Origin of the sequence: Sphingobium trunci (assembly GCF_022664535.1) — a bacterium.
GTDB lineage: Bacteria > Pseudomonadota > Alphaproteobacteria > Sphingomonadales > Sphingomonadaceae > Sphingobium.
Genome location: NZ_JAKUJY010000002.1, coordinates 280,903 through 296,835 on the forward strand (window position 1 = coordinate 280,903; position 15,933 = coordinate 296,835).

A 15,933-nucleotide genomic window follows, 5' to 3' on the forward strand; every position below is an offset into this window, starting at 1 on the left:
TCAGAACAGCGACGCCGCTGCCGCCGCGCTCACCTTGTCAAGCATCGGGTTCAGCAGATAGCCGAAGACGATGACCGCGGCGCAGGCCGTCAGGATGATATTCTCGACCGCCCCGCCGCGCGCTTCATAGGCGTCGGCAGGTTCGTCGAAATACATCGTCTTGATGATCTTGAGATAATAGAAGGCGCCGATCACCGAAGCCGCGATGCCGAAGGCCGCCAGAGCCGTCAGCCCCGCCGCCACCGCCGCATCGAACACCAGGAACTTGGCCCAGAAACCGAAGAGCGGCGGGATACCGGCCATGGAGAACATGAAGATGGCCAGCGCCGCCGCCAGCCCCTTGCGCGAACGCGACAGCCCTGCAAGGCTCGCGATCGTCTCGACCGGCTTGCCGTCCGCATCGCGCATCTGCAGGATGCAGGCGAACGCGCCGATGGTCATCACGACATAGATCGCCATGTAGCTCATCGTGCCCGCCACGCCGGCAGGGGTCCCCGCCGCCAGGCCGATCAGCGCGAAGCCGACATTGTTGATCGAGGAATAGGCCATCAGGCGCTTGATGTTGGTCTGGCCGATAGCCGCGACCGCACCGAACAGGATCGACGCCAGCGCCACGAAGATCACGATCTGCTGCCAGTCCAGCCCGGCCGGACCCAGCGCCTCGATCGCCACGCGGACGGTCAGGCCCATCGCCGCGACCTTGGGCGCGCTGGCGAAGAAGGTCGTCACCGGCGTCGGCGCGCCTTCATAGACATCGGGCGTCCACATGTGGAACGGCACGGCGCTGATCTTGAAGGCAAGGCCCGCCAGCACGAACACCAGGCCGAACAGCTCGCCCTTCGACACGCCGTCGCCCAACGCGACCGCGATGCCGTCGAAGCTGGTGCCGCCGGTGAAGCCGTAGAGCAGCGAAATGCCGTAGAGCAGGATGCCGCTCGCCAGCGAACCGAGGACGAAATATTTGAGGCCCGCTTCGGACGAGCGATCGTCCTGCCGCATGAAGCTTGCCAGCACATAGGAGGCAAGGCTGTTCATTTCGAGGCCGACATAGAGCGTCAACATGTCGCCCGCCGACACCATCATCCCCATGCCGATGGCAGCAAAGAGGATCAGGATCGGATATTCGGGGCGCAGCGCGCCGCCGGTGACGAAATAGCGCGGTGCCAGCAGGATCGCCGCCGCCGCCGCGCCATAGATCAGCGCCTTGGCAAAGACAGAGAAGGCATCGGCCCACACCAGCCCGTCAAAGGCCACCGGCCCATGGGCCAGCGACGTCGAGAGCGTCAGCCCGGCAACGGCCAGCGTCGCGACCGACAGCCAGTTGACCAGCCGGGTGGTGCCGTCGCCGCCAAAAGCCGCGATCAGCATCAGGATCAGGCCGCCAGCCGTCAGTACCAGCTCCGGCAGGACCGCCAGAAGGGAAGCGTTATCAATCATCAGTGCGCCTCCCCGTGCGCGGGTGCTTCTTCGTGATGGGCCTCAGCGGCCGGAATGGCCGGACCCATCTTGATCCTGGAATCTCCCGCCGGAGCGGCGGAGGCGATGCGCGCTTCCAGCGCGCGGATGTCGGAACGCATGGGTGCGAGGAAGCTCTCTGGATAGATGCCCATCCACAGCACCGCAGCGGCGATCGGCGCCAGCAGCCAGACTTCCCGCATCGACAGGTCGGGCATGGCCGCCGCGTCGGCATTCTTCTGCTCGCCGTAACAGATGCGGCGATAGAGATATAGCATATAAGCCGCGCCCAGGATGATGCCCGTGGTGCAGACCAGCGCCACCCAGCTCGACGCCTGGTAAACGCCCATGAGCGACAGGAATTCGCCGACGAAGTTGCTGGTGCCCGGCAGACCCACCGACGCCATGGTGAACAGCATGAACAGCACCGCATATTTCGGCATGTTGATGCTGAGGCCGCCATAGCGGGCAATCTCGCGGGTGTGCAGGCGGTCATAGATGACGCCGACACAGAGGAACAGCGCGCCCGACACCAGGCCATGGCCCAGCATCACCATCATCGCGCCTTCGATGCCCGCCTGGTTGAAGGCGAACAGGCCGACGGTGACGATCGCCATATGCGCAACCGACGAATAGGCGATCAGCTTCTTCATGTCCGACTGAACGAGGGCGACGAGGCTGGTATAGACCACCGCGACCATCGACAGGCCCCAGACCAGCGGCGCGAGTTGCGCCGAGGCTTCCGGGAACATCGGCAGCGAGAAGCGGATGAAGCCATAGCCACCCATCTTCAGCAGCACGCCCGCCAGAATGACGGACCCCGCGGTCGGCGCCTGAACGTGCGCGTCGGGCAGCCAGGTGTGGACCGGCCACATCGGCATCTTCACCGCGAAGCTGGCGAAGAAGGCCAGCCACAGCCAGGTCTGGATCTTCGGATCGAAATGATAGGCCATCAGCGTCGGGATGTCGGTCGTGCCCGCTTCATGCACCATCCACATCATCGCGATCAGCATCAGCACCGATCCAAGCAACGTGTAGAGGAAGAATTTGTAAGACGCGTAGATGCGATCGGCGCCACCCCAGATGCCGATGATGAGGTACATCGGGATCAGGCCGGCTTCGAACATGATGTAGAAGAGGTAGAGATCCTGCGCCGTGAAGACGCCGATCATCAGCACCTCCATGAACAGGAACGCCGCCATATATTCGCCGACGCGCTTTTCGATCGCCAGCCAGCTGGCCCCGATGCAGATCGGCATCAGGAAGACGGTGAGCATGATGAGCATCAGCGCGATGCCGTCGATGCCCAGCGCCCAGGCGAAGCGTCCGAAGATCGGCGCATATTCCTGGAACTGCCACTGGGCGGCGCCCGCCGACTGGTCGAAATGCGCCCAGAGCAGGATGCCCAGCACCAGATCGACCAGCGTCGCCACCAGCGCGATCAGACGCGCCTGACTGGCACCTGCGTAGAGACAGGCGATGGCCCCCGCCATCGGCACTGCCATCATCAGGGAAAGGATGGGGAAGCCGTCCATTATCGTGTCATCGCCCAGGTTGCAGCCGCGGCGAGGCCAATCAGCATCACCAGCGCGTAAGTGTAGAGGTAGCCGGACTGAAGCCGACGGGTGACTTTATTGCCCTGCACGACCAGCGCGGCCAGACCGTTGGGCCCGAAGCGGTCGATGAAGCCGACGTCACCGAACTTCCAGAAGAAGCGGCCGATGGCGAAGGCAGGCCTGACGAACAGGACATGATAGAGTTCGTCGAAATACCATTTGTTGAGCAGGAACTGGTAGAGAACGCCGAAGGTGGCGACGAAACGCCGCGGCCAGTCGGTGAATTTGAGATAGGCCAGCATCGCGATCACGAGGCCGGTCAGCATCACCGTGAACGGACCGAACTTGACCCAGGTCGGCACTTCATGCGCCGCGTGCATCAGGTGGCTGTCGAACGCCAGGGCGCCCTTCCAGAACTCGATGCCGCCCTCCGGGCCGATGAACTGGTCGTGGAAGGCGAAACCGGCGAACACCGCGCCCAGGCTCAATACCACCAGCGGCAGCAGCATGACCCAGGGGCTTTCATGCGGATGATAGCCTGCCGTGCCGGTCAGTTCATGGCCGTGAGGGCCATGATCGTCATGACCATGCGCATGGGCGTCGTGACCATGGCCGTCCTCTTCATCCGCCGCCTCATGATGGCCATGGACCGCATGCTGGATATGCTCCGAAGCGGCCCAGCGCGGCTTGCCGAAGAAGGTCAGGAACACCAGTCGCCAGGAATAGAAGCTGGTGAGCAGCGCCGCGAACACGCCGACCAGATAGGCGCCCACGCCCGCACCGCCCGAAGCATAGGCCGCTTCGAGAATGCCGTCCTTCGAATAGAAGCCCGCGAAGCCGACGCCGACGAGCGGCAGGCCGACGCCGGTGATGGCCAGCGTGCCCAGCGTCATCGTCCAGAAGGTGATCGGTATCTCCTTCCTGAGGCCGCCATAATAACGCATGTCCTGTTCATGGTGCATCGCATGGATGACCGAACCGGCGCCCAGGAACAGCAGGGCCTTGAAGAAGGCATGGGTGAAAAGGTGGAACATCGCCGCGCCATAGGCGCCGACACCCGCCGCGAAGAACATATAGCCCAGCTGCGAGCAGGTCGAATAGGCGATCACGCGCTTGATGTCGTTCTGCACCGTGCCCACGGTCGCCGCGAACAGACAGGTCGCCGCCCCGATGAAGGTCACGAAATGCAGCGCCGTAGGCGAGGTTTCGAACATCGGCGACAGGCGGCACACCATGAACACGCCTGCGGTCACCATGGTCGCCGCGTGGATCAGCGCCGACACCGGGGTCGGGCCTTCCATTGCGTCCGGCAGCCAGGTGTGGAGGCCAAGCTGCGCCGACTTGCCCATCGCGCCGACGAACAGCAGCAGGCAAAGCACGGTCATGGTGTCGAAACGATGGCCCAGGAAGCCGATGGTCGAACCGGCCATGGACGGCGCGGCGGCCAGAATTTCCGGGATCGAGATGGTGTTGAACACCAGATAGGTGCCGAAAATGCCCATCATGAAGCCAAGGTCGCCGACGCGGTTGACGACGAACGCCTTGATCGCGGCGGCGTTTGCGCTTGGCTTGCGGAACCAGAAACCGATCAACAGGTAGGATGCCAGGCCCACGCCTTCCCAGCCGAAGAACATCTGCAGCAGATTGTTCGCCGTCACGAGCATCAGCATCGCGAAGGTGAAGAGCGACAGATAGGCGAAGAAGCGCGGCTGGTCCGGCTCCTCCTCCATATAGCCCCACGAATAAAGGTGGACGAGGCTCGACACGCTGGTGATGACCACCAGCATGACCGCCGTCATGGTGTCAACGCGCAGCGCCCATTGGGCGTCGAAGCTGCCCGACTGGATCCAGGTGAACACGGGCGCCACATGAGGCTCTGCATGACCGGTCAGGAAGCTGAGGAAGATCGGCCAGCTCATGGCGCAGGAGGCAAAGAGCGCGCCGGTGGTGACGATCTTCGCGGGCAGCTTGCCCAGGGCCTTGTTGCCAAGGCCGGCGATGGCAGCAGCCAGCAACGGGAGAAGGACGATAAGCTGGATCATCGAGCTTTAGCCCTTCATCCGGTTGACATCGTCGACGGCGATGGTGCCGCGACCACGGAAGTAAATGACGAGGATGGCAAGGCCGATGGCCGCCTCACCCGCAGCGACGGTCAGCACGAACATGCTGAACACCTGGCCCACCAGATCGCCCAGGAAGGCGCTGAAGGCGACAAGGTTGATGTTCACGCTCAAAAGGATCAGCTCGATCGCCATCAGGATGATGATGACATTCTTGCGATTGATGAAGATGCCCAGCACGCCCATCACGAAGAGGATCGCGCTGACCACCATATAATGCTGAAGGCCGATCACAGCTCCACCCCCTGCCCTACGGGCTGATTGACGTTACGCACCGCATCCTGCGGACGGCGGCGGTTCTGGCGGGCGATATTCTGGCCGCGCACGCCGCCACGGGCCCGATGGGTCAGCACGATGGCGCCGATCATCGCGACCAGCAGGACGATGCCCGCCGCTTCGAACAGGAAGATATAGCGGGTGTAGAGCAGCGCACCGATCGCCTGGATGTTGGAAAGCTCCGGTTTCACCGGCGCGGCGCGCTGCGCCATCTCGATGGGACCGGCGCTCCAGAGGCCAATGCCCAGCACGATCTCGGCCAGCAGCACCAGCGCGATCAGCAGCCCGAAGGGCAGATAATCGACGAAACCGGCGCGCAGCTCCGCGAAATCGATGTCCAGCATCATGACCACGAACAGGAACAGCACGGCGACCGCCCCCACATAGACGATGACCAGCAGCATCGCGATGAATTCGGCGCGCAGCAGGACCATCAGCCCCGCCGCGTTGAAGAAGGCGAGGATCAGCCACAGCACCGAATGAACCGGATTGCGCGACAGGATCGTCAGCGCGCCGCTGCACACCACGATCGCGGCGAACAGGTAAAAGGCGAAGACATGTATCACAGGTCTGTATATCCCTCTGGCGGCTGCGGCTTAACGGTACGGCGCATCGGCGGCAAGGTTCGCGGCAATCGCCCGCTCCCACTTGTCGCCATTTTCAAGAAGCTTGGCCTTGTCGTAGATCAGCTCCTCGCGCGTCTCGGTGGCGAATTCGAAGTTCGGACCCTCGACGATCGCATCCACCGGGCAGGCTTCCTGGCAGAAGCCGCAATAGATGCACTTGGTCATGTCGATGTCGTAGCGCGTCGTCCGGCGGCTGCCATCGTCGCGCGGCTGCGCTTCGATGGTGATCGCCTGGGCGGGGCAGATCGCCTCGCACAGCTTGCACGCGATGCAGCGCTCTTCCCCGTTGGGATAGCGGCGCAGCGCATGTTCACCCCGGAACCGCGGCGAAATCGGGTTCTTCTCATAGGGATAGTTGATGGTCGCCTTGGGCTTGAAGAAATACTTCAGCGTCAACCAATGCGCCTTCACAAACTCCCAGAGGGTGAAGGATTTGACATAATAGCCGAGGCTCATTGAGCGCCTCCGTAACGCGTGAACATGAGGAAGCCCGAAACCAGGAAGACGAACAGCAGCGAGGTCGGCAGGAAGATCTTCCAGCCCAGCCGCATCAGCTGGTCGTAACGGTAGCGGGGCACCGTCGCCTTCACCCAGGAGAAGACGAAGAAGAAGAAGGCGAGCTTCAGCAGGAACCAGATGATCCCCGGCACCAGATAGAGCGGCGCCCAGTCGAACGGCGGCAGATATCCGCCCCAGAACAGGATGGCGTTCAAACCGCACATCAGGATCACGTTGGCATATTCGCCGAGCCAGAAGAGGGCGAACGCCATGGACGAATATTCGGTCTGGTAACCCGCGACCAGTTCCGATTCCGCTTCGGTGAGGTCGAAGGGTGCGCGCGCGGTTTCCGCCATGGCCGAGATCAGGAACATGATCGCCATCGGGAAGAGCAGCGGGTTGAACCCATTGCCGTTCAGGAAGCCATAATAGCCCTTCTGGCTTTCGACGATCGCCGAGATGTTGAAGCTGCCCGCCCAGAGCACCACGGTGATGAGGATGAAGCCGATCGAGACTTCATAGCTGATCATCTGCGCGCTGGCGCGGATCGCCGAATAGAAGGGATATTTGGAGTTGGACGCCCAACCCGAGAGCACCACGCCATAGACGCCGAGCGAACTGATCGCGAGGATGTAGAGCAGGCCGACATTGATGTTGGCCAGCACCACGCCCACCTGGAACGGGATCACCGCCCAGGCCATCAGCGCGACGGTGAAGGTGATGATCGGCGCGATCAGGAACAACGCCCGGTTGGACGCAGACGGGATGATGGTTTCCTGCAGGAAAACCTTGGCACCGTCCGCGAAGGACTGGAGCAGACCGAAGGGACCGACCACGTTGGGACCACGGCGCAGGGCCATGGCCGCCCAGATCTTGCGGTCCACATAGATGATCATCGCGACCGCCAGCATCAGCGGCAGCGCGATCAGCAAAATGCCGATGATCGTCGAAAGCAGCCACGCCCCTTCATAGGGCAGGCCCAGATTGTTGAAGAAAGCGGTCACTCTGCGGCCTCCGCGAAGGTCACGCCATGGATCAGCTCGGCCGAGCATTGCTGCATCGTCGGGCTGGCGCGGCAGATGGCGTTGGTCAGGTAGAAATCCTTGATCGGCGAACCGAACTCGCCGGTCGCACCGGTCGGCAGCTTGGGAACGGACCAGCCATAATCTGCCAGCCCCTCGACGCCCAAAGCCGGAACCGCCTTGGCCATTTCAGCGCGGAGCTGCTCGAAGCTGTCGAACGGCAGGGTCGCGCCCAGCACTTCCGACAGGGCGCGCAGGATCGACCAGTCCTCGCGGGCATCGCCTGGCGCGAACACGGCCTTTTCACCGCGCTGCACCCGGCCTTCCAGATTGACATAGGTGCCCGGCTTTTCGGCGTAGCTCGCGCCCGGCAGGATCACGTCCGCCGCATGCGCGCCCTTGTCGCCATGGTGGCCGACATAGACCTTGAAGCTGTCCTCGAACGCCGCATAATCGACCTCGTCCGCGCCCAGCGAGAAGAGCAGCTTCGGCTTGGCCGCGGCCACCGCCTTGATGCCGCCCTGCGTCGCATAGCCCAGCATCAGCCCGCCCATGCGCGCCGCCGCGAAGTGCAGCACATTATAGCCGTTCCAGCCATCCTTGATAAGGCCCAGCGTCTCGACCAGCGCCAGCGTATCGCCATGCGCGCCGTCCTTGGCCAGCACGCCGCCGCCGACGATCATCGCCGGACGCGCCGCCTTGCCGAACGCCTCGACCACCGCTTCCGGCAGCTTCGCCAGCAGCGACGCGTCATTGCCCAGCCATTCGACCTTGTAGGTGAGGTCGACCTGCGGACCCAGCGCAAAGACCTTAGCGCCCTTCTTGATCGCCTTGCGGATGCGGGTGTTCACCAGCGGCGCTTCCCAGCGCAGGTTGGTGCCGACCAGCAGGATCACGTCAGCACTTTCAAGGCCGTTCAGCGTGGTATTGAAGTTCACCGCGCTCAGGCTCGACACGTCATAGGCAAGGCCCGTCTGACGCCCTTCGAGCAGCGAACCGCCCAGCTTCTCGACCAGCGCGCGCCCTGCGAACATCGTCTCGCAGTCGAGCAGGTCGCCCGCCAGCGCCGCGACCGACCCGCCATGCTTAACGGCAGCGATCGCCGCGAAAGCCTCGTTCCAGGTCGCCGGGACCAGCTTGCCATCCTTGCGAACGAACGGCTTGTCGAGCCGCTTGCGCACCAGACCGTCGACATTGTGCCGGGTCTTGTCGCTCGCCCACTCCTCGTTCACATCGTCATTGATGCGCGGCACGGCGCGCAGCACCTGCCGGCCACGGCTGTCGAGGCGGATATTGGTGCCGACCGCGTCCATCACGTCGATCGCATGGGTCTTCTTGAGCTCCCACGGACGCGCCTCGAACGCGTAGGGCTTCGACGTCAGCGCGCCGACCGGGCAGAGATCGACCACATTGCCCGACAGCTCGCTTTTCGCGGCATGTTCGAGATAGGTGGTGATCTGCATATTCTCGCCGCGATAGATGGCGCCGATTTCCGGCACGCCCGCGACTTCCTCGGCAAAGCGCACGCAGCGGGTGCACTGGATGCAGCGGGTCATGACCGTCTTGACGATCGGACCCATATATTTCTCGGTGACGGCGCGCTTATTCTCGTCGTAACGGCTGCTGCCCTTGCCATAGGCGACCGACTGGTCCTGAAGATCGCACTCACCGCCCTGGTCGCAGATCGGACAGTCGAGCGGGTGGTTGATGAGCAGGAACTCCATCACCCCTTCGCGCGCCTTCTTCACCATCTCGGTCTGCGTGAAGATTTCCTGATTTTCAGCGGCCGGCAACGCACAGGAAGCCTGAGGCTTGGGCGGTCCGGGCTTCACCTCGACCAGGCACATGCGGCAATTGCCCGCGATGCTGAGGCGCTCATGATAGCAGAAACGGGGGATTTCCTTCCCCGCCAGCTCGCAGGCCTGCAGGACAGTGGCGCCCGCCGGGACTTCGAGTTCTACGCCGTCTACTTTGACCTTCGGCATGGTTACTCCGCTGCCTCCATGACGGGGGCGCTACCCTTGTTTTCGTTGATCCGGCGCTCAATCTCTGGCCGGAAGTGCCGGATCAGGCCCTGGATCGGCCATGCCGCCGCATCGCCCAGCGCGCAGATGGTGTGGCCTTCGACCTGCTTGGTCACCTGGAACAGCATGTCGATCTCGCTCTGGTCGGCATCGCCCGAACGCAGACGCTCCATCACGCGCCACATCCAGCCGGTGCCTTCGCGGCAGGGCGTGCACTGGCCGCAGCTCTCATGCTTGTAGAAGTAGGAGAGGCGCGAAATGGCGCGGACGATGTCGGTCGACTTGTCCATGACGATGACGGCGGCGGTGCCAAGGCCCGAACCCAAGCCACGCAGCCCGTCGAAATCCATCGGCGCGTCCATGATCTGCGCCGCGGGAACCAGCGGCACCGACGACCCACCGGGAATAACCGCCAGCAGATTGTCCCAGCCGCCGCGAATGCCGCCGCAATGCCGGTCGATCAGTTCCTTGAAGCTGATGCCCATGGATTCTTCGACGACGCAGGGCTTGTTCACATGGCCGCTGATCTGGAAGAGCTTGGTGCCCTTGTTATTCTCCCGCCCGAAGCTGGAGAACCATTCAGCGCCGCGTCGCAGGATCGTCGGCGCGACCGCGATCGATTCCACATTGTTCACCGTGGTAGGGCAGCCATAAAGGCCAGCGCCCGCCGGGAAAGGCGGCTTCAGGCGCGGCTGGCCCTTCTTGCCTTCCAGGCTCTCGATCTGCGCGGTTTCCTCGCCGCAGATATAGGCGCCCGCGCCGCGATGGACGAAGACGTCGAAATCATAGCCGGAGCCGCAGGCATTCTTGCCGAGGAAGCCCTTTTCATAGGCCTGCTCGACGGCGGCGAAGAGCACCTTCGCCTCATAGATGAACTCGCCGCGGATATAGATATAGGCCGCGCGCGCCCGCATCGCGAAACCCGCAACCAGCGCGCCCTCGATCAGCTTGTGCGGATCGTGACGGATGATCTCGCGGTCCTTGCACGAGCCCGGCTCGGATTCGTCGGCGTTGATGACAAGGAAGCTCGGACGGCCATCCCTGCTTTCCTTGGGCATGAAGCTCCACTTCATGCCGGTCGGGAAGCCCGCGCCGCCACGACCGCGCAATCCGCTGGCCTTGATGCGCTCGATGATTTCGTCCTGGCCGATTTCCAGCAGCTTTTTGGTGTTGTCCCAATCGCCGCGCTTCATCGCCGCGTCGATGCCCCAATCCTGGAAGCCATAGACGTTGGTGAAGATGCGATCCTTGTCGCTGAGAGGCGCAATCACGTCGCTCATGCCCATTCGCCCCGATAGTCGTGATTTTCGTTGACCATGTCCTTGAGGCTGGTCGGACCACCCTCGGGACAGCTCGTCTGGCGATCGATCTGCGGCCCGATCTTGGGCTGCTTGCCAGCGGCGAGATCGTCGAGGATCGCGCTCATGCTGTCATAGGTCAGGTCTTCGAAATTATCATCGTTGATCTGGACCATCGGCGCATTGGCGCAGGCGCCAAGGCACTCGACCTCGGTCAGCGTGAACAGGCCGTCGGGGGTCGTACCGCCCTTCACCAGCCCCTTGTTCTTGCACGCCGAAAACACATCGTCCGAACCGCGCAACATGCAGGGCGTGGTGCCGCAAACCTGCACATGATAGCGGCCGACCGGAGCCAGATTATACATGGTGTAGAAGGTCGCGACCTCGTAAACGCGCATATAGGGCATTTCGAGCTGATCGGCGATATATTCCATCACCGGCACCGGCAGCCAGCCCTGCGTCTGCGTTTCGGCGCCGACCTGACGCTGGGCGAGATCGAGCAGCGGCATCACCGCCGACTGCTGACGACCAGCGGGGTAGCGGGCGATGACCTTCTTCGCCTGTTCGGCATTCTCGGCCGTCCACGCGAACGCGCCCCAGCGCGCGCGGGTTTCGGCCTCGTCCGGGATATGAACTGCGTCAGCCATTAGTCGGCCTCTTGATAAATTTCTTCAAACTCGCCCAAAATGTTCTTTCAGCTAGTTCGCGTTCAATTTGGATTGCAAGATCGTCATTAACGATCCGACGGTAGTCTTGATCATTATCCAGATGTCCCCGGAAGAGCAGTGGATAATATCGCGGCCCTCCACGGCCTTCGTATAAATACCACCACATCTTCTTTGGCAAATCGTAGGCACGCTTGCACAGATAAAGAGCGAACAAGTTAATCCCAATAAGGATTATAACCTTGCCGGTTACCGAAACTTTCAAATTCGACAACCCGATGGCGGCCAGAATGACCGCGCCTTGAAGAAGCAGGTAAATATAGAGCCGTCCATTCGACAAACGAAGCACTCGCGCCAACAATTTGTCGAACGGTTGAGCACGATAACTCACCGATCACACTCCCCGAATACGATGTCCATGGCGCCAAGGACAGCGGTTGTGTCGGCCAGCATGTGGCCCTTCATCATGAAATCCATCGCCTGAAGGTGCGAGAAGGCGGTCGGACGGATCTTGCAGCGATAGGGCTTGTTGGAGCCGTCCGCGACCAGATAGACGCCGAATTCGCCCTTGGGGCTTTCGGTAGCGACATAGACTTCGCCCGCCGGGACATGGAAGCCCTCGGTATAGAGCTTGAAATGGTGGATCAGCGCTTCCATCGAGCGCTTCATCTCGCCGCGCTTGGGCGGCACCACCTTGCGGTCGAAGCTCGCCACCGGACCTTCCGGCATTTCGCTCAAGCACTGCTTCATGATGCGTACGGACTGACGGACTTCCTCGACGCGGACCATGAAGCGGTCGTAGCAGTCGAAATTGGTGCCGACCGGAACGTCGAATTCCATCCGGTCGTAGACGTCATAGGGCTGCGCCTTGCGGATGTCCCACGGGATGCCCGATCCCCGGATCATGGGACCGGAGAAGCCCCATTTCAGCGCGTCTTCCTTGCTGACGACCGCGATATCGACATTGCGCTGCTTGAAGATGCGGTTGTCGACCACCAGGCTCATCGCGTCCTCGAACAGGCGCGGCAGGCGCGTATCGAGCCAGTCGGCGATGTCGGTCAGGAGCTTGAGCGGCACATCCTGATGCACGCCGCCGGGCCGGAAATAGGCCGAGTGCATGCGGGCGCCGGACGCGCGCTCGAAGAAGTTGAGGCAGTCCTCGCGGATTTCGAACAACCACAGGTTCGGCGTCATCGCGCCGACGTCCATGACGTGCGAACCCAAGTTCAGCATGTGGTTGCAGATGCGGGTCAGTTCCGCGAAGAACACACGCAGATATTGCGCGCGCAGCGGCACTTCCAGATTCAGCAGCTTCTCGATGGCGAGCACATAGCTATGCTCCATGCCCAGCGGCGAGCAATAGTCCAGCCGGTCGAAATAGGGCAGCGCCTGCAAATAGGTCTTGTGCTCGATCAGCTTCTCGGTGCCGCGATGCAGCAGGCCGACATGCGGGTCGCAGCGCTCGACGATTTCGCCGTCCAACTCCATGACCAGACGCAGAACGCCGTGCGCGGCGGGGTGCTGCGGGCCGAAGTTGATCGTGTAATTCTGGATTTCCGTGTCACCCAGCGTCGGATCGTCCGCGTTGATGACATGGTCCAGCTTTTCCAGATAGTCGGACATCAGGCCTTGTCCTCAGACTTTTTGTTCGCCTCGCTGTCGGCGGGCTCCCCTGCCCCGCTGACGCCGGGCTTGTCCGTCGTCTTGGGCGTATCCGCCTTCGGCTCGCCCTTGGGCGCGGCGGGCGGCGGCGGGGGAGCGGGCGCGGGACTGGGTGCACCCGGAGCCTGCGGCGCCTTCTCGTCGCCCGGCAGCACATATTGCGCGCCTTCCCAGGGACTCATGAAGTCGAAGCTGCGGAAATCCTGGGCCAGCTTCACCGGCTCATAGACGACGCGCTTGTCCTCTTCCGAATAGCGCAGCTCGACATAGCCGGTCAGCGGGAAGTCCTTGCGCTGCGGATGCCCCTTGAAGCCATAGTCGGTCAGGATGCGGCGCAGGTCGGTATTGCCGCCGAAGATGACGCCATACATGTCGAACACCTCGCGCTCCAGCCAGCCGGCGACCGGCCAGATGTGCGTGACGGTGGGAACCGGCATGTCTTCGTCGGTGGACACCTTCACCCGGACGCGATGGTTCCGCGTGACGCTGAGCAGATGATAGCAGACCTCGAACCGGTCCGGACGCTCCGGATAATCGACGCCAGCGACTTCCATCAGCTGCTGATAGCCCGCCTTGTCGCGCAGCAGCAGCATGGCATCGGCCAGCTTCTCGCGCACTATGGTGAAGCTCAGTTCGTCGGCATGGTCGACGGTTTCGACCAGCATCGCTCCCAGCAACCCGGCGATTTCCTGCGCGATCCCTTCCGGGTTCACGACCTTTGGAGCAGAATGACCCATATCAGCGCTCAATCGTCCCGACCCGGCGGATTTTCCGCTGCAACTGCATGATGCCGTAGAGCAGGGCCTCCGCGGTCGGCGGGCAGCCCGGCACATAGATGTCGACCGGCACGATGCGGTCGCAGCCACGGACCACCGAATAGCTGTAATGATAATAGCCGCCGCCATTCGCGCAGCTGCCCATCGAAATCACATATTTCGGATTGGACATCTGATCGTAAACCTTGCGCAACGCCGGAGCCATCTTGTTGCACAGCGTGCCCGCGACGATCATCACGTCCGACTGGCGCGGGGACGCGCGCGGCGCGGCGCCGAAACGCTCCATGTCATAACGCGGCATGTTGACGTGGATCATCTCCACCGCGCAGCAGGCAAGGCCGAAGGTCATCCACCACAGCGAACCGGTGCGTGCCCACTGGAACAGCTCCTCGGTCGAGGTGACAAGGAAGCCCTTGTCGCTGACTTCGCTGCTGAGCGCGTTGAAGAAATCCTGGTCGGGCTGCGTTCCTGCGGGCGGCAGGGTGCCGGGCACAGGACGCTCAAGTTCTACTCCCAATCGAGTGCTCCCTTCTTCCACGCATAGACGAGGCCAAGCACAAGCTCCGCTATGAAGATCATCATCGTCGCCCAGCCGGCCCAGCCGATCTGGTCGAGGCTGACCGCCCAGGGAAAGAGGAACGCCGCTTCCAGATCGAAGATGATGAACAGGATGGCGACCAGGTAGAAACGCACGTCGAACTGGCTGCGCGGCTCTTCAAAGGCCGGGAAGCCGCATTCATATTCACTGAGCTTGGCCGGATCGGGCTGATGCGCGCCGGTCAGGCGGCCCACCAGCATCGGCAGAAACACGAATGCGCTCGAAAGCAGGATGGCAATCCCGAGAAAGATCAGGATCGGCAGATATTGGGCTAGATCGACCAACGGAATCCCCTGGGCGAATGAACAATGAGGCGCGCTTTAAGCCCGCTGCATATGCGAAGCAAGGCCCGGAGGCATGAGAATGATTCGCAACAGACGCGGCAGCCTGATGCCGCTACCAAAAGCACGGTTTTCAGCGCAGCGCGCCCGCAACCAGCTTGTGTAATTTACTGTGAATGGCGTCGTTGCCCGCAATGACTTGCTTGCGCTCGATCGGCTGGTCGCCGCCGCGGAAGTCGGTGACGAAGCCGCCCGCCTCTCGCACCAGCAAAAGACCCGCCGCGACGTCCCATGGCTGCAACCCGCTTTCCCAGAAGCCGTCATACCGTCCGGACGCGACATGAGCGAGGTCGAGCGCAGCCGCGCCGAACCGCCGGATGCCCGCCACCGAAGGCGCCACCGCGCCGAAGATACGGGTCCATTCGGCCATATCGCCATGGCCCATGAACGGAATGCCGGTGGCGATCAGGCATTCGCCCAGATCGCGCCGCGCCGACACGCGCAGCCGCTGGTCATGGCGCCAGGCGCCCCGGCTCTTTTCCGCCCAATAGGTTTCGTCCGTCACCGGCTGATAGACGATGCCGCTCGTCACCTCGCGCTTGGAGCCACCGTAGAGCGGCTCCTCGACGGCGATGGAAATCGCGAAGTGCGGAATGCCGTGCAGGAAGTTGGTGGTGCCGTCGAGCGGATCGATGATCCAGCGCGGTTTGCTGGGATCGCCGGCGATCTCGCCGCCTTCCTCCAGCAGGAACCCCCAGTCCGGCCGCGCCTTCTGCAATTCCTCCACCAGGGTCTTTTCGGCCTGCTGGTCGGCCTTGGACACGAAGTCCGCAGGCCCCTTGCGGGACACCTGGAGATGTTCGACCTCGCCAAAGTCGCGGCGCAACTTGGAACCGGCCTTGCGCGCGGCACGTTCCATGACGGTCAGAAGGCCCGAATGCGATACCATTTTTCTGTCTCCCCCCTCCCGCAAACGGGGAGGGGCCGGGGGTGGGCGGCCGCGTCAGCGGCCTTCTCATACCGAAAGGGCAGGAAGCTCGCACATGCTCGCCACCCGCCCCCTGCCCCCTCCGCCA

General features: G+C 62.6%; 16 protein-coding genes. All 16 read right to left on the reverse strand.

Features of this window, described 5'->3' with window-relative positions:
• Positions 1–1,437, reverse strand: a complete 1,437-nt coding sequence (gene nuoN / locus MJ601_RS03425; RefSeq protein WP_242123254.1) for an NADH-quinone oxidoreductase subunit NuoN — start codon at positions 1,435–1,437, stop codon at positions 1–3.
• A complete protein-coding gene (locus MJ601_RS03430) occupies positions 1,437–2,990 on the reverse strand; it encodes an NADH-quinone oxidoreductase subunit M (protein ID WP_242123255.1) in 1,554 nt (517 codons plus the stop codon). Before MJ601_RS03430 ends, nuoN begins: the two co-directional genes overlap by 1 nt.
• On the reverse strand, positions 2,990–5,053 hold the full coding sequence (gene nuoL / locus MJ601_RS03435) for an NADH-quinone oxidoreductase subunit L (protein ID WP_242123256.1): 2,064 nt from the start codon (positions 5,051–5,053) through the stop codon (positions 2,990–2,992). The genes MJ601_RS03430 and nuoL overlap by 1 nt, the downstream gene beginning before the upstream one ends.
• Positions 5,054–5,059: 6 nt before the next feature.
• Positions 5,060–5,365, reverse strand: coding sequence for an NADH-quinone oxidoreductase subunit NuoK (gene nuoK / locus MJ601_RS03440; protein ID WP_004211745.1), 306 nt, complete (start codon positions 5,363–5,365; stop codon positions 5,060–5,062).
• A complete protein-coding gene (locus MJ601_RS03445) occupies positions 5,362–5,973 on the reverse strand; it encodes an NADH-quinone oxidoreductase subunit J (RefSeq protein WP_242123258.1) in 612 nt (203 codons plus the stop codon). The genes nuoK and MJ601_RS03445 overlap by 4 nt, the downstream gene beginning before the upstream one ends.
• A gap of 30 nt (positions 5,974–6,003) precedes the next feature.
• Positions 6,004–6,489, reverse strand: a complete 486-nt coding sequence (gene nuoI / locus MJ601_RS03450) for an NADH-quinone oxidoreductase subunit NuoI (protein ID WP_004211738.1) — start codon at positions 6,487–6,489, stop codon at positions 6,004–6,006.
• Positions 6,486–7,535, reverse strand: a complete 1,050-nt coding sequence (nuoH, locus tag MJ601_RS03455) for an NADH-quinone oxidoreductase subunit NuoH (RefSeq protein WP_242123260.1) — start codon at positions 7,533–7,535, stop codon at positions 6,486–6,488. The genes nuoI and nuoH overlap by 4 nt, the downstream gene beginning before the upstream one ends.
• Complete coding sequence (gene nuoG / locus MJ601_RS03460; RefSeq protein WP_242123262.1) at positions 7,532–9,538, reverse strand: NADH-quinone oxidoreductase subunit NuoG; 2,007 nt, start codon at positions 9,536–9,538, stop codon at positions 7,532–7,534. The genes nuoH and nuoG overlap by 4 nt, the downstream gene beginning before the upstream one ends.
• A gap of 2 nt (positions 9,539–9,540) precedes the next feature.
• On the reverse strand, positions 9,541–10,857 hold the full coding sequence (nuoF, locus tag MJ601_RS03465) for an NADH-quinone oxidoreductase subunit NuoF (protein WP_242123264.1): 1,317 nt from the start codon (positions 10,855–10,857) through the stop codon (positions 9,541–9,543).
• Positions 10,854–11,522 carry an NADH-quinone oxidoreductase subunit NuoE gene (nuoE, locus tag MJ601_RS03470; protein ID WP_242123266.1) on the reverse strand — a complete coding sequence of 223 codons (669 nt, stop codon included), beginning with the start codon at positions 11,520–11,522 and terminating at the stop codon, positions 10,854–10,856. The genes nuoF and nuoE overlap by 4 nt, the downstream gene beginning before the upstream one ends.
• On the reverse strand, positions 11,515–11,931 hold the full coding sequence (locus tag MJ601_RS03475) for a hypothetical protein (protein ID WP_242123268.1): 417 nt from the start codon (positions 11,929–11,931) through the stop codon (positions 11,515–11,517). The genes nuoE and MJ601_RS03475 overlap by 8 nt, the downstream gene beginning before the upstream one ends.
• Positions 11,928–13,163: an NADH-quinone oxidoreductase subunit D gene (locus MJ601_RS03480; RefSeq protein WP_242123271.1), complete on the reverse strand. Its 1,236-nt coding sequence runs from the start codon at positions 13,161–13,163 to the stop codon at positions 11,928–11,930. The genes MJ601_RS03475 and MJ601_RS03480 overlap by 4 nt, the downstream gene beginning before the upstream one ends.
• On the reverse strand, positions 13,163–13,939 hold the full coding sequence (locus MJ601_RS03485) for an NADH-quinone oxidoreductase subunit C (protein WP_242123273.1): 777 nt from the start codon (positions 13,937–13,939) through the stop codon (positions 13,163–13,165). The genes MJ601_RS03480 and MJ601_RS03485 overlap by 1 nt, the downstream gene beginning before the upstream one ends.
• A 1-nt stretch (position 13,940) precedes the next feature.
• Entirely contained in the window at positions 13,941–14,495 is a 555-nt protein-coding gene (locus MJ601_RS03490; RefSeq protein WP_242123275.1) for a NuoB/complex I 20 kDa subunit family protein, read from the reverse strand.
• Positions 14,486–14,860, reverse strand: coding sequence for an NADH-quinone oxidoreductase subunit A (locus tag MJ601_RS03495; RefSeq protein ID WP_192666551.1), 375 nt, complete (start codon positions 14,858–14,860; stop codon positions 14,486–14,488). Before MJ601_RS03495 ends, MJ601_RS03490 begins: the two co-directional genes overlap by 10 nt.
• A gap of 130 nt (positions 14,861–14,990) precedes the next feature.
• A complete protein-coding gene (locus MJ601_RS03500; RefSeq protein WP_242123277.1) occupies positions 14,991–15,806 on the reverse strand; it encodes an inositol monophosphatase family protein in 816 nt (271 codons plus the stop codon).
• Between the last annotated feature and the right edge of the window lie 127 nt (positions 15,807–15,933).